The following is a 21,926-nucleotide window of genomic DNA, read 5'->3' on the forward strand; positions in this document are numbered from 1 at the left end:
CATGAGCCACCGAACATTCGCCATCGCGCTGATTATTCGCACCATTCTTCGAATGGTGGGTTAGCGCGCATCCGGCTCAATGACGACAACCCGCCCCTGAGGCGGGTTTTTCATTTCCGCCCAGGGCATGTCAAACCCGCCCTCGAAAGGAAATGACCGTGTCTTTGTATCGCAGCTCGCCCGACGCCTGCGTCGCACCTGTCAAGCAGGCCCGACCACCGATCGACTACGTCAAGAAAATCCTCACGGCCCGTGTGTACGACGTCGCACGCGAGACGGAACTCCAGCCGGCCCGCAATCTGTCGGCCCGCTTGCACAACACCGTTTACCTGAAGCGCGAGGACAACCAGCCGGTGTTCTCGTTCAAGCTGCGCGGCGCGTACAACAAGATGGCGCACATTCCGGCGGACGCGCTCGCGCGCGGCGTGATTACGGCGTCGGCCGGCAACCACGCGCAGGGCGTCGCGTTCTCGGCGGCCCGGATGGGCATCAAGGCCGTGATCGTCGTGCCGGTCACGACCCCGCAGGTGAAGGTCGATGCCGTGCGCGCGCACGGCGGCCCGAGCGTCGAGGTGATCCAGGCGGGCGAATCGTACAGCGATGCCTATGCGCACGCGGTCAAGGTGCAGCAGGAACGCGATCTCACGTTCGTCCACCCGTTCGACGATCCGTACGTGATCGCCGGCCAGGGCACCATCGCGATGGAGATCCTGCGCCAGCACCAGGGCCCGATCCACGCGATCTTCGTGCCGATCGGCGGCGGCGGGCTCGCGTCCGGCGTCGCCGCGTACGTGAAGGCCGTGCGCCCGGAGATCAAGGTCATCGGCGTGCAGGCCGAGGATTCGTGCGCGATGGCGCAGTCGCTGGACGCCGGCGAGCGCATCGAGCTCAGCGAGGTCGGCCTGTTCGCCGACGGCACCGCGGTGAAGCTCGTCGGCGAGGAAACCTTCCGGCTGTGCCGCGCATTCCTCGACGGCGTCGTGACGGTCAACACCGACGCGCTGTGCGCGGCGATCAAGGACGTGTTCCAGGACACGCGCAGCGTGCTCGAACCGTCCGGCGCGCTCGCGGTGGCCGGCGCGAAGCTGTACGCGGAACGCGAAGGCGTCGAGAACCAGACGCTCGTCGCGGTCACCTCCGGCGCGAACATGAACTTCGACCGGATGCGCTTCGTCGCCGAGCGCGCGGAGGTCGGCGAGGCGCGCGAAGCGGTGTTCGCGGTCACGATCCCCGAGGAGCGCGGCAGCTTCAGGCGCTTCTGTTCGCTCGTCGGCGACCGCAACGTCACCGAGTTCAACTACCGGATCGCCGATGCGCAATCCGCGCACATCTTCGTCGGCGTGCAGATCAAGCGCCGCGGCGAATCGGCGGAGATCGCCGCGAACTTCGAGTCGCACGGCTTCAAGAGCGTCGACCTGACGCACGACGAACTGTCGAAGGAACACATCCGCTACATGGTCGGCGGCCGCTCGCCGCTCGCGCTCGACGAACGCCTGTTCCGCTTCGAATTCCCCGAGCGGCCGGGCGCGCTGATGAAGTTCCTGTCGTCGATGGCGCCGGACTGGAACATCAGCCTGTTCCACTACCGCAACCAGGGCGCGGACTACAGCTCGATCCTCGTCGGCATCCAGGTGCCGGAAGCGGACCGCGCGGCATTCGATCACCTCCTGTCGACGCTTGGCTATCCGTCCATCGAGGAAGGCGACAATCTCGCCTATCGCTTGTTCCTGTAGGACCGAAAGCGCATGCCGACGGCGCACACGACGCGCCGGCGGCATGCCCCCGCTCTCCTACTTCCCCGCGCCCGCCACCTTCTTCTGCCGCCACAGACACAGCAGATCGCACGCGACATGCGCGGCCGCGATCGCGGTGATGTCCGCGTGATCGTACGCAGGCGCGACCTCCACCACATCCGCGCCAATCAGATTCACCGCCCCCAGCCCGCGCACGATCGCCAGCGCCTGCGCGGACGACAACCCGCCCGCGACCGGCGTCCCCGTCCCGGGCGCGAACGCCGGATCGAGACAGTCGATATCGAACGTCAGATACGCGGGCCGCGACCCGACGATGTCGACGATCCGCTCGACCGCCGCACGCGAACCATGGTCATGCACCCACGCGGCATCGAGCCGCTCGATCCCGAGAAAATCGTCGTTCCACGTACGGATCCCGACCTGCACCGATGTCGCCGGATCGATCAGCCCTTCCTTCACGGCCTTGTAGAACATCGTCCCGTGATTGAGGCTGTCCGGCTCGTCGTCGGCCCACGTATCGCAGTGCGCGTCGAAATGGATCAGCGAAAGCGGTCTGCCGTAGCGCTCCGCATGTGCAACCAGCAGCGGATACGTGATGTAGTGGTCGCCGCCGAACGTCAGCATCTTCGCGCCGGACCGCAGGATCGTGCGCGCATGCTCGACGATCGCGGGCTTGATCGACAGCGGGTTGTGCTCGTCGAACCAGCAGTCGCCGTAGTCGACGGCCGCGAGATCGTCGAACGGATCGAAGCCCCACGGATACGGATTGAGCTCGGCCAACTGCACGCTCGCCGCGCGGATCGCGGCCGGCCCGAGCCGCGCGCCCGACCGATAGGTCGTCGCGAGATCGAGCGGCACGCCGGAAATCGCGACGTCGACGCCGTCGAGCGTGCGCGAATAGTTGCGGCGCATGAACGACAGCACGCCCGCATAGGTGTTTTCGATCGAGGAGCCGTACGGCGTCGTGCGACGGATCGCGCCGTCGCCGTGGAGAAGTTCGGTCATGGGTCGGACCTGTTTTCGTGGGGAGCCGGCGCCGCCCTGCTCCCTGTGAGCGCACGGGTCGGGCACGGCAGGGATTCATCGGGCACGCACCGGCTGCGCAGCCAGTCGCGCGGCCGGGCGGAACAGCGACAACGACAACGACAACGACAACGGCAATACCGCGGCGATCATAACAAGCCGAATTGAAGTCGTTGCCCCGGTTCAACCGGGGCAACGCGCCGAGAAATCCGGCGGCGGCATCGCCGCCGGCCGCCATCGATTCCTAGAAGGATTCGCCGGTTTTCGCCCGCGCGTTCTTCCGGATAATGGCCGGCAGCCGCGCCCTCGACGGCGCGCCGTCCACCGCGGACCACGACACACCGGAGACCCCCGCCTTGCTCGCCACGCTTCCCGCCACCTACCGCCGGCTCTGGCCGCTCGCCATCGCCGCCGCGCTGCTGTACGGGCTGTCGCTCGCCGCGGCGCCCTATCCGGGCCAGGCCGCCGCGAAGGCCGCGATGGGCATCCTGCTGCTCGCGGCCGGCGGCACCTGCGGCGCGCCGCGCGAACGCGCGTGGCTGTGCGCGGCGCTCGCGACCGCCGTACTCGGCGACGTCCTGCTCGCGCTGCCCGACTGGCCGCTGTCGTTCGTCCTCGGCCTCGGGTCCTTCCTGCTCACGCACGTGTGCTACTGCGCGATCTTCTTTCGCTGGCGCGCGCGGCCGCACGGCTGGCGCATCGTCGCGCTGATCGGCCTGTGGATCGCCGCGCCGGCGTTCTACGCGGCGTTCTTCCCGCATCTCGGCGCGCTGCTCGCGCCGGTGGCCGTCTACATGCTGGTGCTGTGCGTGATGGCGAGCTTCGCGCTCGCCGCCCGCACGCACGGCGCGCTCGTCGCGATCGGCAGCCTGATCTTCGTCGGCTCCGATACGCTGATCGGCGTCGGCCGGTTCCTCGGCGGTTTTCCGGGTATCGACTACCTGATCTGGGGCCTCTACGCGCTCGCGCAGGTCACGATCGTGGCCGGGGTTTTCCATGAGACGACCGCCCGCCCGATCCGTCCCTGATACCGTTTCAAACAGGCCGCCGCGCGCCGGCGGTCTCGTCCATCGCCTGTCTCGTCCTGTCGACGGCCCTTTCCGCCGATCCCGCGGCGCGGAAAACGAACCGTTCCAAACCCCCGCTCAGCCTTTTCCCGCCTGGCTTCCGGCCCTTAGAGCGCCGCTTCTAGCCTCTTGCGGTTTCCGGGTTCACCCACTATCGTTACATCAAACAATGTAACATTCAAAAATGAGCCAAATCGGAGACACCCGGATGAATGCTCGCACGTTGCCTTTCGGTCCACCCGGCCACGACGGCCAGGACGAAACCATCGACATCGCCATCATCGGCACCGGCTTCGCCGGCCTCGGGATGGCGATCCGCCTGCGGCAAACAGGCGTGACCGACTTCGTCGTCCTCGAGAAGGCCGCGTCGGTCGGCGGCACGTGGCGCGACAATCATTACCCCGGGTGTGCATGCGACGTGCAATCGCACGTCTATTCGTTCTCGTTCGCGCCGAACCCGCGCTGGACGCGCATGTTCGCGCCGCAGCCGGAGATCCGCGCGTATCTCGAAGACTGCGTGCAGCGTTTCGGCGTCGGCCCGCACCTGCGCATGAACCACGAGCTGCAGCGCGCCGAATACGACGAGGCCGCGCAACGCTGGCGCCTCACGTTCGCGAACGGCAAGCGGCTGTCCGCGCGCGTGCTGATCTCGGGGATGGGCGGCCTGTCGCGCGCCGCGCTGCCGGCGATTCCCGGCGTCGAGCATTTCCAGGGCCGCGCATTCCATTCGCAGCAGTGGGATCACGACTACGCGCTCGAAGGCAAGCGCGTCGCGGTGATCGGCACCGGCGCGAGCGCGATCCAGTTCGTGCCGCAGATCGCGCCGCGCGTGAAGACGCTCGCGCTGTTCCAGCGCACGCCGCCGTGGATCATGCCGAAGCCCGACCGCAACCTCACCCGCTTCGAGAAATGGCTGTTCCGCACGCTGCCGTTCACGCAGAAGGCCGTGCGCAGCGGCATCTACTGGATGCTCGAATCGCGCGTGCTCGGCTTCGCGATCCATCCGTCGCTGATGAAGAACGTGCAGAAGCTCGCGCTGCGCCATATCCGCAAGCAGATCCCCGATCCCGAGCTGCGCAAGACCGTCACGCCGAACTACACGCTCGGCTGCAAGCGCGTGCTGATCTCGAACGACTACTACCCGGCGCTGTCGCGCAAGAACGTCGACGTGATCACCACCGGCATCGACCACATCGAAGCCGACGCGGTCGTGACGACCGACGGCCGCCGCCATGAAGTCGACTGCCTGATCTACGGCACCGGCTTCCAGGTCGCCGATCCGTATCCGCGCGGCGCGATCATCGGCCGCAGCGGGCTCGACATCGTCGACGCATGGCGCGACGGCGCGCACGCGTATCTCGGCTCGACGCTGCCCGGCTACCCGAACTTCTTCATGATCGTCGGCCCGAACACTGGCCTCGGCCACAACTCGATGGTGTTCATGATCGAGTCGCAGATCGAATACATCCTCGGCGCGCTGCAGGCGATGCGCCGCGAGCGCGCCGAGGCGATCGAGGTGCGCCCGCTCGTCGAGGCGCAGTTCAACAGCGACCTGCAGGGCAAGCTGAAGAAGGCGATCTGGTCGACGGGCGGCTGCAAGAGCTGGTATCTCGATCCGCGCACCGGCAAGAACACGACGCTGTGGCCGGGTTTCACGTGGCGTTTCCGCCAGGCGACCGCGCACTTCTCGATCGCCGATTACCACGCGTATCGCGCACCGCAACACGACACGGCCGCGCGGCCCGCCGCCGCGCCCGCCGCTTCCACGTCCGCCGAAGCGGCCTGAGCCAGACAAGGAGCCACCGACATGAGAGATTTCGCCAACAAGGTCGCCGCGATCACGGGTGCCGGTTCGGGCATGGGCCGCGCGCTCGCGGTCCAGCTCGCGCAGGCCGGCTGCAACATGTCGCTCGCCGACAAGAACGGCGTCGGCCTCGCCGAAACCGAACGGATCGTCCGCGCGATCGCGCCGAACGTGCGCGTATCGACGCGCGTGCTGGACGTCGGCGAGCGCGACGCGATGTTCGCGTGGGCCGACGACACCGCGAAGGAACATGGCAAGGTCAACCTGATCTTCAACAACGCGGGCGTCGCACTGTCGAGCACGATCGAGGGCATGGAATACAGCGATCTCGAGTGGATCGTGAACATCAATTTCTGGGGCGTCGTGCACGGCACGAAGGCATTCCTGCCGCACCTGAAGGCATCGGGCGACGGCCACGTGATCAACACGTCGAGCCTGTTCGGGATCTTCGCGCAGCCGGGCATGAGCGGCTACAACGCGACGAAGTTCGCGGTGCGCGGCTTCACCGAATCGCTGCGCCAAGAACTCGACATGATGAAGTGCGGCGTGTCGGCGACCTGCGTGCATCCGGGCGGCATCCGCACGAACATCGCGCAGGCGAGCCGCGTGTCGAAGAACATGGTCGGCTTCATGGTCGCGAGCGAGCAGCAAGGCCGCGACACGTTCGAGAAGTTCTTCATCACGACCGCCGACGACGCCGCGCGCACGATCCTCGCCGGCGTGCGCAAGAACAAGCGCCGCGTGCTGATCGGCCGCGACGCGAAGGCCGGCGACTGGATGGCGCGCGTGCTGCCCGCCGCGTACCAGGCGCTCGTCGTGCTCGCGACACGCCGCGAGGCCGCGCGGGCCCGCCGCGAGGCCGCACGCGGCACGCCGGCGCCCGCGCCGCTGCACGCCGCCACCTACAACAATGCAGGCAATCAGGGAGGAGAACAATCATGACGACCCCGAACATGATGCCCGTGCGGCGCGACGTCCGTTTCGCGCTGCCGCCCGAACGCGCACGCGACTGGCACGTTCAAGGCGTGCCCGTCACGCACTTCATGAATGCGCTGTCGCTGCTGTTTCCGGCCGGCGAGCGTTTCTTCATGGATTCGGTGCGCAACTACCGCGACCGGATCGAGGATCCCGAGCTGAAGAAACAGGTGCTCGGCTTCATCGGCCAGGAAGCGATGCATACGCGCGAGCACATCGAATACAACGACCTGCTGCAGGCGTCCGGCCTGCCCGCGCACAAGCTCGACAAGCGCCTGTGGACGATCCTCGGCTGGTTCAAGAAGGTGCTGCCGCATTCGATGCAGCTCGCGATCACGATCGCGCTCGAGCACTACACGGCGATCCTCGCGAACCAGCTGCTGTCGGGCCACGAGCACCGGATCGACGGCTCGGTCGAAGGCTACCAGCAGATGTGGATGTGGCACGCGATGGAGGAAACCGAGCACAAGGCGGTGTCCTACGACGTGTGGAAGACCGTGATGAAGCCGGGCCTCGGCAGCTACCTGCTGCGCACGGGCACGATGCTGACGACCACCGTATTCTTCTGGACGATCGTGTTCGACTTCCACGTTCGGCTGATGCGCGCGCACCGTCGCGAACACGGCAAGTTCGGCGGCATGTGGCGCCTCGTGAAGTATCTGTACGGCCCGAAGCACGGCGTGTTTCCGAGCATCGCGCGCGAATGGCTCGACTACTTCCGCCCGGGCTTCCACCCGTGGGACCACGACAACCACCAGTACCTGCAGGGGCTCGACTCGCTGCTCGAGAACATCGACGCGACCAACGCACGCTACGCGGCGCAAGCCGCCCCGCGCCGCGTGCCGCTGCACCCGGTCCCGCAGGCATGACGCCATGGCGCGCGCCCACGAGATGCTGACCGTCCAATCCGGCGACGTGAAACTCGCCGTCTACGCAAGCGGGTCGCGTCGCGCGCCGCCGCTGATCCTCGTGCACGGTTACCCCGACTCGGCCACCGTGTGGGCGCCGATCCGCGCGCGGCTCGCGAAGCGCTACCGCGTGATCGCATACGACGTGCGCGGCGCCGGCGCGTCCGATGCGCCGCGCCGCCGCGCCGACTACACGCTCGAGCGGCTCGCCGCCGACCTGAAAGCGGTGGCCGACGCGACCTGCGGCGGCCGGCCGTTCCATCTGGTCGGCCACGACTGGGGCTCGATCCAGTGCTGGGAGGCCGTGACCGATCCCGCGTTCCGCGGCCGGATCGCGTCGTACACGTCGATCTCGGGCCCGTGCCTCGATCACGTGTTCCGCGCGAAGATGCGGCTCAGGCAGAGCCTGAAGTCGTGGTACATCGCGTTCTTCCATCTGCCGGTCGTGCCGTCGCTCGTCTGGCGGCTCGGCGGCGCGGCGCTGTGGCCGCGCTGGCTGCAACTGACCGAGCGCGTGCGTGCCGAGCGCGATCCCGTGCAACTGAAAAACGCACTGAACGGGCTGCAGCTGTACCGCGCGAATTTTCTCGCACGGGCACGCAAGCCGCGCGAACGATACGCGCAGGCGCCGGTGCAGATCCTCGTGCCGGTGCGCGACCGCTACGTGACGCCCGAGATGTCGGTCGACCTCGACCGCTGGCTCGGCGACCACGTGCGCGAGGAAATCGACGGCAGCCACTGGGTCGTGCTGCGCCACCCCGACATCATCGCGTCGCGGATCGACCGCTTCGCGTCCGCGCAGGAGCGGCCGTCGGTCGCAAACGCGGCGGTTCAGCGGCCCGCAACCGCCGGCAGGCGTCTGAACAGCGTCTCGTAGTCGACGACGAGGCCGTCGTCGTCGATGTCCATCTCGGCCGTGAAATTCCGGAAGATCCCTTCGTAGCGGTAGCGCCGGCCCGGCTCGATGCATGTGTAGGCCTGCTTGACCGGCGTGACCTTCAGGTCCGGCGTCGAGATGTACGCGACGTCGATCGGCCGCCGCTCGCCGCGCGCGAGCCCCAGGCGGCCGATCGGCAGCGAATTCGTGAACGGCGTCGCCGCGATGTCGATGTCGACGCAACCGTCGAGCTCAGGCAGCGCGCGGCCCGAGCCGTCGCGCCAGTGGCCGGCACCATCGCCATGCAGCTCGAGCGTGCCGCCGCCCATCACCTTGAGCACCGCGTAGGTCACCCGCCATTGCGGATCGCACTCGACGCGATACGCGAGCCCGTACGCGCGGCCGTACCGCTGGCCGACCACCGCGCTTTCGACGACGATCGCGTCGCCGCTCCGGTCGAACGTCAGATGTTCGACCCCGTCGCCTTCGAGCGACGCCCAACGCACTTCACGCATCTTTTCCCCTCCCGGTTGCCCGATGCCGGGCATCGTCGCACGAATTCGCCGGCGGCAACGCCGGCGAAGGCCGCCATTCGCCCACCACGCGGATTTCGTATCAAAAAAACGTTCATGCAGCGCCGGTACGACAGGGTCGCTCGCCTCATTCCCCACCTCGGTGCATCGGCGACAAATCCTGACTATCCAGAATTCCCTATTCCGGTGCATGGGATTGTGTCCTATGCTCGCGGCTCGTCCTGCTACGCCACCATCATGCCTACCGCCCGCCCCGCCTCGCCGTCGATCGACCTGCGTATCCTGCTGCGCGGCATCGGGCAGATCGTGCTACAGGCGAACGCGTTCACCGGCGCGCTGCTGCTCGTCGCACTGGCGCTGACCGACCTGCGGCTCGCGAGCGCGGCGCTGGTCGGTTCGGCCGCCGCCAGCATGACCGCCGTGCTGACGGGTGCCGAGCGCCGCGACGTCGAACAGGGGCTGCACGGCTTCAACGGCGCGCTCGCCGCGCTGATCGCCGTGCTGTTCGCGCCCGGTCAGCTTGCGGCCGTCGCGCTGGTGCCGCTGGTCTCGATCGGCGCGGCGCTCGTGCAGCGCGCGACGCGCGGGCCCCTCGCCCGGTTGCACCTGTGTCCGTATTCGAGCCCCTGTCTCGCTGTCACCGCGCCGTGGCTGCCGTTTGTCGCGCTGCAGCATGCCGACGGCGCGGCGACTGCCCCGGTGCCGACGCTTGCATCCGCTGCCGGCGCATTGCTGTCGGGCGTCGCGCAGACCACCTTCGCGCAAGGCGTCTGGCCCGGCGTATTGATCGTCGCCGGCCTCGCCGTCGCATCGCGCCGCGCGGCCGCGTTCGCGCTCGTCGGCGCGAGCGTGTCGACCGTGCTGCTGGTCGCGCTCGGCGCGAACGGCGCCTGGTTGGCCGACGGCCTGCTCGGCTTCAACGGCGCGCTCGCCGCGCTCGCGCTGATGTCGCGCGGCCCGCGCGCCGCACTGGCCGCCGCCGCACTCGCCGCGCTGATCCAGTGGCTCGCGATGCGCGCGGGCGTCCCCGCGTTCACGGCCCCGTTCGCACTCGCGTCGTGGGCAACCGTCGCCGTCGCGCGCCGCTTCCCTCTCGGAGAACCCGATGTCGTCATTCGCACACCGTCCTGATGCCGTGAAGCCCGGCGGCCCGGTCTCGGATGCCGAACGCCGGATGCGCGTCGATCTCGCCGCCGCGTACCGGCTCGTCGCGCTGAACGGCTGGGACGACCTGATCTACACGCACCTGTCGGCGACCGTGCCCGGCGAGCCCGGCCACTTCCTGATCAACCCGTTCGGCCTGACGTTCGACGAGGTGCGCGCATCGAACCTCGTGAAGATCGACCTGGCCGGCAACCGGATCGGCGACAGCGCGCACGCGGTCAACGTGACGGGCTTCGCGCTGCACGCGGCCGTGCATGCCGCGCGCGCCGACGCCGTCTGCGTGATGCATCTGCACAATACGGCCGGCATCGCCGTGTCGATCCAGCGCGACGGGCTGCTGCCCGCGTCGCAGCATGCGCTGCGCTTTCACGGCGACCTTGCCTACCACGACTACGAGGCGCTCGCGTTCTCGCCGGCCGAAGGCGTGCGGCTGACCGCGAGCCTCGGCGCGAAATCCGCGATGCTGCTGCGCAATCACGGCACGCTGACGGTCGGCCGCACCGTGGCCGAAGCGTATGTGCTGATGGATACGCTGATCAAGGCCTGTGACGTCCAGATGCGTGCGCAGGCAGGCGGCGGGCCGCTCGTGCTGCCCGACCCGGCCATCGCCAATCGCACCGCCGAACAACTGCGCGACGGCGGCGCGATCGAAGGCGAACTGGAATGGCCGGCGCTGCTGCGCCGCCTCGACCGGATCGACCCGTCGTATCGCGACTGACGCCGCGTGCCTCATCCTCGTCCTGCAGAATCGTTCAACCTCAACCGGAGCATTGCCATGCCGACTTTCAATATCCAGCTGTTCGAAGGCCGCAGCGTCGACCAGAAGCGCGCATTCGTCGAAGCCATCACGCGCGTCACATGCGAGACGCTCGGCTGCACGCCGGGCTCGGTCGACATCATCCTGACCGACGTGAAGAAGGAGAACTGGGCGACGGGCGGGAAGCTGTGGAGCGACGAGGGCTGAGCATCGGCGGCGCCGCTTCGGCACCGCCCACCCCGCGTTGATTCACACGCTGCGGCCGCCTCGGGCCGCCCCGCGTTGTGCGCCCGCACATCGCTTTGTCACGCATTCGGCGCCATAATGCCGGACAGACGCAGCAGCCAATGGCCACCCGACGAGGAGACCGCCATGGAAGCGAAGAACGAGGAAGTCGTCGCACACCTGCTCTCCGATGTCGTCGAATTCGCGCGCGGGCGCCTGCCCGAAGCCACCTTCCGGATCGTCGAACCCTTCCTGCGTCACTACTACGATTTCGTCGACGCCGACGATCTGCAGAGCCGCGGCATCGCCGACCTGTACGGCGCCGCGATGGCGCACTGGCAGACCGCGCAGAAATTCGTGCCCGGCAGCGAGCGGCTGCGCGTGTACAACCCGATCCTCGAACAGCACGGCTGGCACTCCGATCACACGGTGATCGAGATCGTCAACGACGACATGCCGTTCCTCGTCGACTCGGTCACGATGGCCGTCAACCGCCTCGGGCTCGCCCTGCACTCGGCGCTGCACCCGGTGTTCCGCATCTGGCGCGGCGCCGACGGCGGCATCGCGCGTGTCGACGCGGGCGGCGCGACGCCCGGCGACGGCCAGTCGCAACTCGCGTCGTTCATCCATTTCGAAGTCGACCGCTGCGGCGACGCCGCGCTGCTCGACACGCTGCGCGCGGACATCGCGCGCGTGCTCGGCGACGTGCGCGCGTCGGTCGAGGACTGGCCGAAGATCGTCGACATCGCCCGGGCGACGATCAAGGAAATGAAGGCGCGCGAATCGACCGCGGAAGACATCGAGGCGCGCGCGTTCCTCGAATGGATGGCCGCCGATCACTTCACCTTCCTCGGCCAGCGCGACTATGCGCTGGTCTCGGACGGCACGGGCTTCGGCCTGCGCGGCATCGCGGGCTCGGGCTACGGCATCCTGCGCGAATCGCTGCGCACGTCGGGCACGCCCGACGTGACGCCGCTGCCGCCCGCCGCAGCCGACATCATCACCGGCGCGTGGCCGATCTTCCTGACCAAGGCAAACTCGCGCGCGACCGTGCACCGGCCCGGCTATCTCGACTACGTCGGCGTGAAGCTCGTCGGCGCGGACGGGAAAGTCACCGGCGAGCGCCGCTTCATCGGGCTCTACACGTCGACCGCCTATTTCGGTTCGTACACCGAGATCCCGATCGTGCGCCGCAAGTGCGCGAACATCGTGCGGCGCGCGGGCTTCCTGCCGAAGGGGCACCTCGGCAAGTCGCTCGTGACGGTGCTCGAAACCTATCCGCGCGACGAACTGTTCCAGGCCGACGAAGACCGGCTCTACGACATCGCGCTCGGCATCCTGCGCCTGCAGGAACACCAGCGCACGCGGCTGTTCGTGCGGCGCGACCGGTTCGACCGCTTCGTGTCGTGCCTCGTGTTCGTGCCGCGCGACAAATACAACACCGACCTGCGCCGCCGCATCGCGAAGCTGCTCGTCGACGCGTACAACGGCGTGAACGTCGAATTCACGCCGCTGCTGTCGGAATCGGCGCTCGCGCGCATTCATTTCGTCGTGCATGCCGAACCGGGAACGATGCCCGACGTCGATACACGCGAGCTCGAAACGCGGCTCGTGCAGGTCACGCGCCGCTGGCAGGACGATCTCGCCGACGCGCTGCTCGACGCCTTCGGGGAAGAGCAAGGCAACCGCCTGCTGCAGCGCTATGCCGATTCGTTCCCGGCCGGCTATCGCGACGACTACCCGGCCCGCACGGCCGTGCGCGACATCGAGCTGATCGAGCGCGTGACGGACACCGGCCAGCTCGCGATGAACCTGTACCGGCCGATCGAGGCCGAGCCGCGTGCATTCCGCTTCAAGGTCTATCGCGCGGGCGACCCGATCGCGCTCTCGCGCAGCCTGCCGATGCTCGAGCATCTCGGCGTGCGCGTCGACGAGGAGCGGCCGTACCGGATCCAGACGCAGGACGCGACGCACGCATGGGTGCACGATTTCGGCCTCGAACTCGCCGACGATACCGAGTTCGACATCGAGCGCGTGAAAGGCCTGTTCGAGGATGCGTTCGACCGGATCTGGACCGGCCGGATCGAGAACGACGACTTCAACCGCCTCGTGCTGCGCGCGCACCTGAGCGCACGCGAAGTGACGATCCTGCGAGCGTACGCGAAATACCTGCGGCAGGTCGGGTCGACGTTCAGCGATGCCTATATCGAACGCGCGCTGACCGGCAACCCGGCGATCGCGCGGCAGCTCGTCGAGCTGTTCCTGCTGCGCTTCGACCCGGCCACCGGCGATTCGCGCGACGTGCAGGCCGAACGGCTGCTGAAGGCGATCGAAGGCGCGCTCGACCAGGTGCCGAACCTCGACGAGGACCGCATCCTGCGCCAGTTCCTCGGCGTGATCAACGCGACCGAGCGCACGAACTACTTCCTCGCCGATGCGAACGGCGAGTCGAAGCCGTATCTGTCGTTCAAGTTCAATCCGGCGAAGGTACCGGGCCTGCCCGAACCGAAGCCGATGTTCGAGATCTGGGTGTATTCGCCGCGTGTCGAGGGCGTGCACCTGCGCGGCGGGCGCGTCGCGCGCGGCGGCCTGCGCTGGTCGGACCGCCGCGAGGATTTCCGCACCGAAGTGCTCGGGCTGATGAAGGCGCAGATGGTGAAGAACGTCGTGATCGTGCCGGTCGGCTCGAAAGGCGGCTTCGTCGTGAAGAACCCGCCGCCGCCGAGCGATCGCGAAGCGTGGATGCGCGAAGGCGTCGCGTGCTACCAGACCTTCCTGCGCGGGCTGCTCGACCTGACCGACAACCTCGTCGGCAACGCGATCGTGCCGCCGCCCGGCGTGGTCCGCCATGACGCCGACGATCCGTACCTGGTCGTCGCCGCCGACAAGGGCACGGCCACCTTCTCCGACTACGCGAACGCGATCTCGCACGAATACGGCTTCTGGCTCGACGACGCGTTCGCGTCCGGCGGCTCGGTCGGCTACGACCACAAGAAGATGGCGATCACCGCACGCGGCGCGTGGGAATCGGTGAAGCGGCACTTCCGCGAGATGGGCATCGATACGCAGACGACCGACTTCACGGTGGTCGGCGTCGGCGACATGTCGGGCGACGTGTTCGGCAACGGGATGCTGCTGTCGCCGCATATCCGGCTCGTCGCCGCGTTCGATCACCGGCACGTGTTCCTCGACCCGAACCCCGATCCCGCGGCGAGCTTCGCGGAGCGCGCGCGCCTGTTCGCGCTCGAACGCTCGAGCTGGGCCGACTACGATCCGGCCGCGATTTCGCCGGGCGGCGGCGTGTACCCGCGCACCGCGAAGACGATCCCGCTGTCGCCGGCCGTGCAGGCGGCGCTCGGCATCGACGCGCATGCGCTGCCGCCGACGGAGCTGATCCGCGCGATCCTGCAGGCGCCGGTCGACCTGCTGTACAACGGCGGCATCGGCACCTACGTGAAGGCCGCGCGCGAAACCCACCAGCAGGTCGGCGACCGCGCGAACGACGCGGTGCGCGTGAACGGCGCGGACCTGCGCTGCAAGGTGGTCGGCGAAGGCGGCAACCTCGGCTGCACGCAGTTCGGCCGTATCGAGTTCGCGCAGCGCGGCGGCCGCATCAACACCGATGCGATCGACAACTCGGCCGGCGTCGATTGTTCGGATCACGAAGTCAACATCAAGATCCTGCTCGGGCTCGTCGTGTCGGACGGCGAGATGACCGAGAAGCAGCGCAATGCGCTGCTCGCGGAAATGACCGACGAAGTCGGGCTGCTCGTGCTGCGCGACAACTACTACCAGACGCAGGCGCTGTCGATCGCCGGCCGCCATGCGGTCGAGCTGCTCGACGCGGAGGCGCGGCTGATGCGCTGGCTCGAACGCGCGGGCCGGCTGAACCGCGTGATCGAATTCCTGCCGACCGACGACGAAGTCGCCGAGCGGCAAGCCGCGAAGCTCGGCCTCACGTCGCCGGAGCGCGCGGTGCTGCTCGCGTACAGCAAGATGTGGCTCTACGACGCGCTGCTCGAATCCGACGTGCCCGAAGACCCGCTCGTCGCCGCGATGCTGGTCGATTACTTCCCGAAACCGCTGCAGCAGCGTTTCAGCGAACCGATGGGCCGCCATCCGCTGCGCCGCGAGATTCTCGCGACGCACCTGACCAATGCGCTCGTGAACCGTGTCGGCTGCGCGTTCGTGCACCGGCTGATGGAGGAAACCGACGCGCAGCCGGGCGATATCGCGCGTGCATGCATCATGGCGCGCGACGTGTTCGATCTCGATGCGGTCTGGCGCGACATCGATGCGCTCGACAACCGCGTGGCCGACGACGTGCAGGCGCGCATGTTCGTCGACGTCGCGCGGCTGCTGGAGCGCGCGGCGCTGTGGTTCCTGCGGCATCTGCAATCCGGCGCGGTGGCCGACGGCGGCGTCGCCGAACTGATCGCCCGCTGCCGCGACGCGGCGCAACGGCTCGCCCCGCAACTGCCGGCGCTGCTGCCGGCCGACGATCTCGATGCGCTGTCCGAGCGGCAGCGCGTGCTGGTCGAAGCCGGCGTCGACAGCGCGCTCGCGGTGCGCGTCGCGAGCGGCGATATTTCGGCCGCGCTGCTCGACATCGCCGAGGTGGCGGCCACCTGCAACCGCAGCCTCGAACTCGTCGCGGGCGTCTATTTCTCGCTCGGCACGCTGCTCAATTACGGATGGATCAGCGAGCGCGCGGCGACACTGCCGACGCCGACGCACTGGGACATGCTCGCGCGCGCCGCCGCACTCGCGGAAGTCGCGCGCCTGAAGCGCACGCTGACGACCAGCGCGCTCGCGGAATCACCGGATTCGACGACGCCGGAGACGATCGTCGGCGCGTGGCGCGAGCGCCGCGACGCCGCGCTCGCGCGCTACGCGCACCTGCTGGCGGATCTGCGCGCGTCGGGGGGCGCGAGCCTGGCGGTGCTGCTCGTGGTCGTGCGGGAAATGGCCGTGCTCGAACGCGCGTGACGGTTCAGACCGTCGCGACCAGCAGCTCTTCCGCGTTGTTCGGCGGCCGCAGGCCGTCCGCGCGATCGGCGAAATAGCGGCGCGTCAGCTCCGCGGCCGATACATGCACGGCCTTCGCAAAACCGGCCTCCAGCGCGAGCGCCCGGATCTGCGCCGGCATGAAGAAGCTGATGAACGGCGTGCCGCTCGCGCGCGCGCCCTTCGCGGCCATGTCGAGCGCCGGACGCACATCCGGATCGGCGTTCTCCAGCGGCAACAGGAACGTCATCGCGAGCGTCGAGCCCGGCGCGAGCGACGCGACCTCGCGCAGCGCGGCCGCGTTCGCCTCGCGCGTCAGGTACATGCTGACGCCGGTCGACACCACGACGGCCGGCTTGCCGGCATCGAACCCCGCGCCGACGAGCGCGTCGCGCCACGACGCTTTCGCCTCGAAATCGACCGGCACGAAACGCAGCCAGTCGGGCACGCCGAAACCGAGCTCGGCCAGACGGCGCTGCTTCCAGGCCTGCGGCGCCGGCGGATCGACTTCGAACACGGTCACGCGCGACGCCATGTCCGGCCGGCGCTGCGCGAAGCTGTCGAGGCCCGCGCCCAGGATCACGTACTGGTTCACGCCGCGCGCGGCCTGCTCCGTCACGAGATCCTCGATGAAGCGCGCCCGCGCGACGATCGACGCGCGAAACGGCCGCGTGAACTGCGGATCCATGTCGCCGCGCTGTTGCCAGCCCGGCGGCGGCGCGAGCAACCGGAGCCCGACCTCGTCGGCCAGCACGTGCGGTGGCGCGTCGAGCCGCACGTGCAGCGCGCGCCACAGCGCGACGCGGGCGGCCGTGCTGTCGGGGGCGTCTTCGCGGATATCGGTCATGCCGGCCTCACGCACCCTGCTTGCCCGGCGCCTGCAGGCGCCACACGCGGCCGTCGGGGTCGCGCACGGTCATGTCGCGCGTGCCCCAATGCGTGTCCTCGAACGGCGTGACGACGTCGACGATCGGTTGCGGCCGCACCGACTGCTCGTCGGGCACCTTGAGCACGACCTGCATGTCCGGCGTCTCGCTCGGCGGCACTTCGGCGATGAACAGGAACGGACCGTCGCCGCTGCGCAGCTGGCCCGACTGGTGATCGGTTTCGAATTCCAGCCTGAAGCCCAGCGCCTGGAAGAACTTCGCCGACTTGCCCCAGTTGTGCGTCGTCAGGTACACGGCTTCGATTCGCTCGGATGACATGTCACGGCTCCTTGATGGACGGTTCCGCGCCGGGCGGCGGCGCGGCGAGATACGCACGCAATGCGTCGGCCACCAGCGCGGACAGCGATTGCTCCGTTTCGATGGCGCGATGCTTCACCTGCCGGATCAGGCCGAGCGGCAGGTACACGTTGAACTGCTTCACTTCTTCGTCGGTCATGGATGCTAGTATGCTAGCAATATAGCAAATGTCAATCGCGCAAGCGGCGGGATCGACGATGAAAGCCGGAAGCGGCCCGCGCACCGGCCGCCCTGCGACGATCGTGCGTTCGCGTTATTGCGCGGCGGCACGCGCCGCGAGCCGCGCAAACAGCGCGTCGAGATCGAATCCGTCGGTATTGACGCCGATGGTGTCGCGCAGGCACGCGCTCCACTCCGCCGCGTTGTCGAACGTGACGGCGCGCCCCGCGCCCGCTGCGTCGCGCAGCGTCAGCGTGGTGTTACGCAGCGCGGCGCGGCCTTCCGGCAGCACGCGGCACGCGATCAGGTCATGCAGGAAGATGGAGTCGGGATAGGTCGACGTGAACCAGTTGGCGGCGTCGTAATCGATCCATTCGACCGGCTTCGGCAGGAAGCGGTACGTGGTCTGCCAGCCGTCCGGCGTCTCGAGCTGCACGTCGAATTCACCGTCGACCGGCGCGGCGACGATACGAAACGCGCCGTGCGGCGTCGGTTGCCGCTCGTCGGGCACGAAACGCAGCGGCGCCGTCAGCGTCGCGCTGCCGAAACCGATGTCCGCGAGCCACGCCGCGCCGTCGAGGTCGATGCGCAGCAGCATGTGCGTATGCGCGGCAGGCACGTCCGGCGGCCGCATCCAGCGTACGCGCGCGATCAGCGGCGTCACGCGAAAACCGATCGTCGCGAGCGCGGTGTAGAACAGCTTGTTGAGTTCGAAGCAGTAGCCGCCGCGGCGGCGTTCGATCACTTTGTCGACGATCGACGGCAGGTCGAGCGCGACCCGCGCGCCGGTCAGCGGGTTGAGGTTTTCGAACGGGATCGCCTGCGGATGCAGCAGATGCAGCCGGCGCAGCACGTCGAGCGTCGGCTCGGCCGGGCCGTCGTAGCCGATGCGGAAAAAATAGCGCGAGAGGTCGAACGAATCAATCATGAACCGGCACCGATAACAGGGACACGCCACGATAGCATCGTGCGACATCCCCATGTTGGGCGGGGCGATCGTTCATCGCCGCACCCGATGCCGATGCGTCCACGCCCGCACCCGAACCCGCAACCGCAACCGCAACCGCACGACGTTACGGCAGCAGCTTCAGCGCGGACGATGCGACCGACGGCACCGAAATGCCCTGGCTCGTCGCGAACTGCACGGCCTGGCTGAGCGTCGCCGCGAGCGACTGCAACTGGCCCGGCGCGCTTTGCGCGATATACGACGCGGCCTGCATGTTCTGCGGGTTCAGGCCCGACTGCAGCAGCGACGCCGCGCTCGTCGAACCGAGATTGCCGAGCCCCGACTGCAGTTGCGAATACTGCGTGAGCCCCTGCCCGAGCGACGCGAGGCCGTTGCTGAACGCCTGCTTGTCGATCGGGCCGTGCGTCGCGCCGCCGCTCGCGAACGCCTGGCCAAGCGCCTGCGACACCGATTGCTGCGCGCCGCCCATCTGCGACAGCGCGGCCGGCGTCAGCGCATTGCCGCCGGACAGCTGGCTCGCGGCCTGCTGCGCCTGCCCGGCCGCACCGGTCAGCCCCATCGCCGACGCGAGCGACGACTGGCCGGTCAGGACCTGCTGGTTCGCGCCGACATAGGCTTGCAGCAACTGCGCGACACCGCCGCCCTGCGCGGGGGCCGCCTGCTGCTGGCCGCCGCCGAGCAGCGATGCGCCGAGCGATTGCAGGTCGAGTTGTGCGTGCGCGGCACCGCTCGCCAGGATGCCGAACGCGATGCCTGCCGAGGCCAGGTACCGGCCGGTCGCGCGAATGTGCTTCATGTGTTTCCCTCGTGCCCGAATGGTCGAGGCGATATTGTCGAAGCGCGTCGCGCCGTACCGCAACGACTGAAACACATCGAAACGAAATCGCGGTGCGTAGCCGCTTGCCATTCCGCGACCGGTGGACGTCGTTGCTCGGATTCGTCCACGTTTGCCGTTCGATCTCACGCGCGCACCGGCATTCGTTCTTCCGTTGCGTCAATGCGGGCGGAGTCAAGCCTTGCATGCAGCAGGGCAACACGCATCGCCGCCGGGCGTCGCGTTCGGCGGTCGGAACAAAACGGGCGGCTCGCCGCCGCCCGTTTCATCACCCTGATACCGGCCGTCGGCCGGCCGCGCCATTACGCGACCATCCACGCCGGCAGCCGCCGGCCCACCCAGTCGGCCGCCTGCTCGTAACCGCGCGCGAGTTGCAGCACCGCGAGATCGGCACGCGGGCGCCCGATCAGTTGCATGCCCATCGGCAGCCCCGCGTCGTTGAAGCCGACCGGCACGTTGATCACCGGGCAGCCGGCCAGCGTCCACGGCACGACCGTCTCCATCCAGCGGTGATAGGTGTCCATCGCACGGCCGGCGATCTCCTTCGGCCAGCGCTGGTCGACGTCGAACGGGAAGACCTGCGCGGTCGGCGCCGCGATGAAATCGTAGCGCTCGAAGAAGCTCAGCACGGCCTGATGCCACGCGGTGCGCTCGACGCTCGCGTCGAACACCGCCGCGCCCTGCATCGCGAGCAGCCCCTCGACTTCGTAGATCGCCTCCGGCTTCAGCAGCGCGCGGCGCGCCGGGTCGCGATAGTGCGCGAGCAGCCCGCCGCCAGACAGCAGATGCCGGTGCGCGAGCCACAAGCGCCAGATGCGGTCGGGGGCGAACGCCGGCAACGCGGCGTCGACGTCGCAGCCGATCTCGCGCAGCACCGCGAGCCCCTGCTCGCACTGCGCAAGCACGCCGGCCTCGGTCGCGAGATAACCGTTCCAGTCGCCGACCCACGCGATGCGCTTGCCCCGCAGGTCGGCGTCGAGCGGCCGCGCAAACACGGCCGGATCTTCCGCGAGCGACAGCGGATCGTTCGCGTCGTAGCCGGCCTGGATCGCAAGCAACTGCGCGACGTCGCCGACGGTGCGGCCCATCGGCCCTTCGATGCCGAGCTGCTGGATGAATACGTCGACGCCCGGCCAGCGCGGCACGCGACCCTGCGACGGACGCAAGCCGTAGATGTTGCAGAACGCGGCCGGGTTGCGCAGCGAACCGCCGAAATCGCTGCCGTCCGCGACCGGCAGCATCCGCGCCGCGAGCGCCGCCGCCGTGCCGCCGCTGCTGCCGCCCGCGCTCTTCGTCAGGTCGTACGGGTTGCGCGTGGCGCCATAGACCTCGTTGAACGTGTGCGAGCCGAGCCCGAACTCCGGCGTGTTGGTCTTGCCGATGAAGATCGCGCCGGCCGCGCGCATCCGCGCGACGCCGACGGAATCGGCCTGCGGCACGTTCTCGCGGAAGATCGGCGAACCGTAGGTCGTCCGCAGCCCCTTCGTCATCGCCAGATCCTTCGGCGCCTGCGGCATCCCGTGCATCCAGCCGTGGTACTCGCCGCGCGCCAGTGCGGCATCCTTTTCCGCGGCTTCGGCCAGCAACGCATCGCGCTCGCGCAGCGCGACGATCGCGTTGACCGCACCGTTCACTCGCTCGACGTGATCGAGATACGCGCGCATCGTCTCGACGCACGATACCGCCTTGCTGCGGATCGCCGCGGCGAGCTCGCCGGCCGACAGGCGCACGATCGGATCGACGGAAATGGAAGCGGGAGCGAGAAGCTGCGGGGCGCCGTGCGGCATGCGGGGTCTCCTGGAATCGCAATGGAATGGCGGGCCGCGAGGCGGCGGTCGCTCCCGGCCGGCCGGAAGGGGCCGCCGCCGCGGCTGATGCTCTACTCTACGCGACGCCGGATCGGCGACCTCCGATATTTTCCGTCGCGATTCATTGCGGATCCGACTAAATCGGCGCGTGGCGCGTCGGGCCATGCACACGGTCCCGGCCAGTGAAATCGTTTATGCGCATAAACTTAAATTTCTTATATTTCTAATTAGGCGCGTCACACGACGACGCGCGTTAACGACATTTTTACGCGGCCGCCCGATCTCTTTAGATCGCCCGCCGCGGCCGCACGCTACGCTGGAAGCATCTCGTTTCCTGGACATCGTTCATGCTCAAGCTGCTGGTTCCGGTCGGTCACTCGCCCCGCTCGCTGCAGGCGGTTCGCCATGCGACATTCCTGTATCGCGAACGGTGCGCGTCGGAGATCGTGCTGATCAACGTGCAGGCGCCGCTCGAATCGACGCGGCTCGAGGCCTATTACCCGCTGTCGCGGCTGCGCTCGATCGAGGAGAAGTTCGCGTCCGACGATCTGGCGACGGCGGAGCGGATCCTGCGGGAAGCCGGCGTCAAATACACCGTCGTGATGAAGGTCGGCCCGGTGGCCGACACGATCGCAACCGCGGCAGCCGAGACCGGATGCGACGAGATCGTGGTGGTCGCGCCGCGGCACGATCCGCTGCATGCGCTGATGTCGGTGTTTCGCCGCAGCGTGATGGGCCGGCTGGTGCGGATTTCGAATGTGCCGGTGACGGCCGTGCAATGACCGGCATCGGGCGCGGGGATGCCCTTGCCGCCGGTCG

At 68.4% G+C, this 21,926-nt stretch carries 19 protein-coding genes; 11 read left to right on the forward strand and 8 right to left on the reverse strand.

Features of this window, described 5'->3' with window-relative positions; translation table 11 throughout:
• Positions 1 to 152 precede the first annotated feature (152 nt).
• Positions 153 to 1,733 (forward strand): threonine ammonia-lyase, biosynthetic, encoded by a 1,581-nt coding sequence (gene ilvA, locus WJ12_RS29220; protein WP_236871763.1) that lies wholly within the window; start codon positions 153 to 155, stop codon positions 1,731 to 1,733.
• A gap of 57 nt (positions 1,734 to 1,790) precedes the next feature.
• Here ilvA and speB read toward each other — a convergent pair whose 3' ends face one another.
• The gene (gene speB, locus WJ12_RS29225; protein ID WP_069245944.1) at positions 1,791 to 2,759 is read right to left on the reverse strand and encodes an agmatinase; all 969 of its coding nucleotides are present in this window, start codon (positions 2,757 to 2,759) and stop codon (positions 1,791 to 1,793) included.
• A 374-nt stretch (positions 2,760 to 3,133) separates the two neighbouring features.
• On the opposite strand from speB, the gene WJ12_RS29230 reads away from it, so the two are divergent.
• From WJ12_RS29230 to WJ12_RS29250, 5 genes are all read left to right on the forward strand, one after another.
• Complete coding sequence (locus tag WJ12_RS29230) at positions 3,134 to 3,805, forward strand: lysoplasmalogenase (protein ID WP_034189946.1); 672 nt, start codon at positions 3,134 to 3,136, stop codon at positions 3,803 to 3,805.
• Between the two features lie 247 nt (positions 3,806 to 4,052).
• Entirely contained in the window at positions 4,053 to 5,630 is a 1,578-nt protein-coding gene (locus tag WJ12_RS29235) for a flavin-containing monooxygenase (RefSeq protein ID WP_069245945.1), read from the forward strand.
• A gap of 21 nt (positions 5,631 to 5,651) precedes the next feature.
• The gene (locus WJ12_RS29240; protein ID WP_069245946.1) at positions 5,652 to 6,590 is read left to right on the forward strand and encodes an SDR family NAD(P)-dependent oxidoreductase; all 939 of its coding nucleotides are present in this window, start codon (positions 5,652 to 5,654) and stop codon (positions 6,588 to 6,590) included.
• Entirely contained in the window at positions 6,587 to 7,492 is a 906-nt protein-coding gene (locus WJ12_RS29245) for a metal-dependent hydrolase (protein ID WP_034189867.1), read from the forward strand. Before WJ12_RS29240 ends, WJ12_RS29245 begins: the two co-directional genes overlap by 4 nt.
• Before the next feature lie 4 nt (positions 7,493 to 7,496).
• A complete protein-coding gene (locus tag WJ12_RS29250) occupies positions 7,497 to 8,408 on the forward strand; it encodes an alpha/beta fold hydrolase (RefSeq protein ID WP_069245947.1) in 912 nt (303 codons plus the stop codon).
• On the opposite strand, the gene WJ12_RS29255 is transcribed toward WJ12_RS29250, so the two are convergent.
• On the reverse strand, positions 8,363 to 8,923 hold the full coding sequence (locus WJ12_RS29255; protein ID WP_069245948.1) for a putative glycolipid-binding domain-containing protein: 561 nt from the start codon (positions 8,921 to 8,923) through the stop codon (positions 8,363 to 8,365). The two genes, WJ12_RS29250 and WJ12_RS29255, sit on opposite strands and share 46 nt — an antisense overlap.
• Positions 8,924 to 9,178: 255 nt before the next feature.
• On the opposite strand from WJ12_RS29255, the gene WJ12_RS29260 reads away from it, so the two are divergent.
• From WJ12_RS29260 to WJ12_RS29275, 4 genes are all read left to right on the forward strand, one after another.
• Positions 9,179 to 10,072, forward strand: a complete 894-nt coding sequence (locus tag WJ12_RS29260) for an urea transporter (RefSeq protein ID WP_059557605.1) — start codon at positions 9,179 to 9,181, stop codon at positions 10,070 to 10,072.
• Positions 10,047 to 10,823 (forward strand): class II aldolase/adducin family protein, encoded by a 777-nt coding sequence (locus WJ12_RS29265; protein ID WP_059557604.1) that lies wholly within the window; start codon positions 10,047 to 10,049, stop codon positions 10,821 to 10,823. The genes WJ12_RS29260 and WJ12_RS29265 overlap by 26 nt, the downstream gene beginning before the upstream one ends.
• A 57-nt stretch (positions 10,824 to 10,880) precedes the next feature.
• Positions 10,881 to 11,069, forward strand: a complete 189-nt coding sequence (locus WJ12_RS29270) for a 4-oxalocrotonate tautomerase (RefSeq protein ID WP_034189872.1) — start codon at positions 10,881 to 10,883, stop codon at positions 11,067 to 11,069.
• A 165-nt stretch (positions 11,070 to 11,234) separates the two neighbouring features.
• Positions 11,235 to 16,076 (forward strand): NAD-glutamate dehydrogenase, encoded by a 4,842-nt coding sequence (locus WJ12_RS29275; protein WP_069245949.1) that lies wholly within the window; start codon positions 11,235 to 11,237, stop codon positions 16,074 to 16,076.
• A gap of 4 nt (positions 16,077 to 16,080) precedes the next feature.
• Here the strand turns inward: WJ12_RS29275 and WJ12_RS29280 are convergent, their stop codons facing one another.
• The 6 genes from WJ12_RS29280 to WJ12_RS29305 all read right to left on the reverse strand — a co-directional run bounded on the left by WJ12_RS29280 (position 16,081) and on the right by WJ12_RS29305 (position 21,086).
• On the reverse strand, positions 16,081 to 16,941 hold the full coding sequence (locus WJ12_RS29280) for a class I SAM-dependent methyltransferase (protein ID WP_069245950.1): 861 nt from the start codon (positions 16,939 to 16,941) through the stop codon (positions 16,081 to 16,083).
• 7 nt (positions 16,942 to 16,948) lie between these two features.
• On the reverse strand, positions 16,949 to 17,299 hold the full coding sequence (locus WJ12_RS29285) for a VOC family protein (protein WP_034189875.1): 351 nt from the start codon (positions 17,297 to 17,299) through the stop codon (positions 16,949 to 16,951).
• Position 17,300: 1 nt separating this feature from the next.
• Positions 17,301 to 17,477 (reverse strand): ribbon-helix-helix protein, CopG family, encoded by a 177-nt coding sequence (locus tag WJ12_RS29290; protein ID WP_034189876.1) that lies wholly within the window; start codon positions 17,475 to 17,477, stop codon positions 17,301 to 17,303.
• 114 nt (positions 17,478 to 17,591) lie between these two features.
• A complete protein-coding gene (locus tag WJ12_RS29295) occupies positions 17,592 to 18,425 on the reverse strand; it encodes an arylamine N-acetyltransferase family protein (RefSeq protein ID WP_069245951.1) in 834 nt (277 codons plus the stop codon).
• 145 nt (positions 18,426 to 18,570) lie between these two features.
• Positions 18,571 to 19,260: a hypothetical protein gene (locus tag WJ12_RS29300; RefSeq protein WP_049030883.1), complete on the reverse strand. Its 690-nt coding sequence runs from the start codon at positions 19,258 to 19,260 to the stop codon at positions 18,571 to 18,573.
• A 341-nt stretch (positions 19,261 to 19,601) separates the two neighbouring features.
• A complete protein-coding gene (locus tag WJ12_RS29305; protein WP_069245952.1) occupies positions 19,602 to 21,086 on the reverse strand; it encodes an amidase in 1,485 nt (494 codons plus the stop codon).
• A gap of 368 nt (positions 21,087 to 21,454) precedes the next feature.
• Between WJ12_RS29305 and WJ12_RS29310 the strand changes: the two genes are divergently transcribed.
• The gene (locus WJ12_RS29310) at positions 21,455 to 21,889 is read left to right on the forward strand and encodes a universal stress protein (protein ID WP_034189880.1); all 435 of its coding nucleotides are present in this window, start codon (positions 21,455 to 21,457) and stop codon (positions 21,887 to 21,889) included.
• Positions 21,890 to 21,926: the final 37 nt, after the last annotated feature.

The sequence above is a fragment of the Burkholderia seminalis genome (genome assembly GCF_001718535.1).
Classification (GTDB): Bacteria; Pseudomonadota; Gammaproteobacteria; order Burkholderiales; family Burkholderiaceae; genus Burkholderia; species Burkholderia seminalis.

Bases quoted from the DNA above. Each gene is read 5' to 3' on its own strand.
- ilvA (WP_236871763.1), top strand. From the start codon at position 153: ATGACCGTGTCTTTGTATCGCAGCTCGCCCGACGCCTGCGTCGCACCT.
- speB (WP_069245944.1), bottom strand. From the start codon at position 2,759: ATGACCGAACTTCTCCACGGCGACGGCGCGATCCGTCGCACGACGCCG.
- WJ12_RS29235 (WP_069245945.1), top strand. From the start codon at position 4,053: ATGAATGCTCGCACGTTGCCTTTCGGTCCACCCGGCCACGACGGCCAG.
- WJ12_RS29240 (WP_069245946.1), top strand. From the start codon at position 5,652: ATGAGAGATTTCGCCAACAAGGTCGCCGCGATCACGGGTGCCGGTTCG.
- WJ12_RS29245 (WP_034189867.1), top strand. From the start codon at position 6,587: ATGACGACCCCGAACATGATGCCCGTGCGGCGCGACGTCCGTTTCGCG.
- WJ12_RS29250 (WP_069245947.1), top strand. From the start codon at position 7,497: ATGGCGCGCGCCCACGAGATGCTGACCGTCCAATCCGGCGACGTGAAA.
- WJ12_RS29255 (WP_069245948.1), bottom strand. From the start codon at position 8,923: ATGCGTGAAGTGCGTTGGGCGTCGCTCGAAGGCGACGGGGTCGAACAT.
- WJ12_RS29260 (WP_059557605.1), top strand. From the start codon at position 9,179: ATGCCTACCGCCCGCCCCGCCTCGCCGTCGATCGACCTGCGTATCCTG.
- WJ12_RS29265 (WP_059557604.1), top strand. From the start codon at position 10,047: ATGTCGTCATTCGCACACCGTCCTGATGCCGTGAAGCCCGGCGGCCCG.
- WJ12_RS29270 (WP_034189872.1), top strand. From the start codon at position 10,881: ATGCCGACTTTCAATATCCAGCTGTTCGAAGGCCGCAGCGTCGACCAG.
- WJ12_RS29275 (WP_069245949.1), top strand. From the start codon at position 11,235: ATGGAAGCGAAGAACGAGGAAGTCGTCGCACACCTGCTCTCCGATGTC.
- WJ12_RS29280 (WP_069245950.1), bottom strand. From the start codon at position 16,941: ATGACCGATATCCGCGAAGACGCCCCCGACAGCACGGCCGCCCGCGTC.
- WJ12_RS29285 (WP_034189875.1), bottom strand. From the start codon at position 17,299: ATGTCATCCGAGCGAATCGAAGCCGTGTACCTGACGACGCACAACTGG.
- WJ12_RS29290 (WP_034189876.1), bottom strand. From the start codon at position 17,477: ATGACCGACGAAGAAGTGAAGCAGTTCAACGTGTACCTGCCGCTCGGC.
- WJ12_RS29295 (WP_069245951.1), bottom strand. From the start codon at position 18,425: ATGATTGATTCGTTCGACCTCTCGCGCTATTTTTTCCGCATCGGCTAC.
- WJ12_RS29300 (WP_049030883.1), bottom strand. From the start codon at position 19,260: ATGAAGCACATTCGCGCGACCGGCCGGTACCTGGCCTCGGCAGGCATC.
- WJ12_RS29305 (WP_069245952.1), bottom strand. From the start codon at position 21,086: ATGCCGCACGGCGCCCCGCAGCTTCTCGCTCCCGCTTCCATTTCCGTC.
- WJ12_RS29310 (WP_034189880.1), top strand. From the start codon at position 21,455: ATGCTCAAGCTGCTGGTTCCGGTCGGTCACTCGCCCCGCTCGCTGCAG.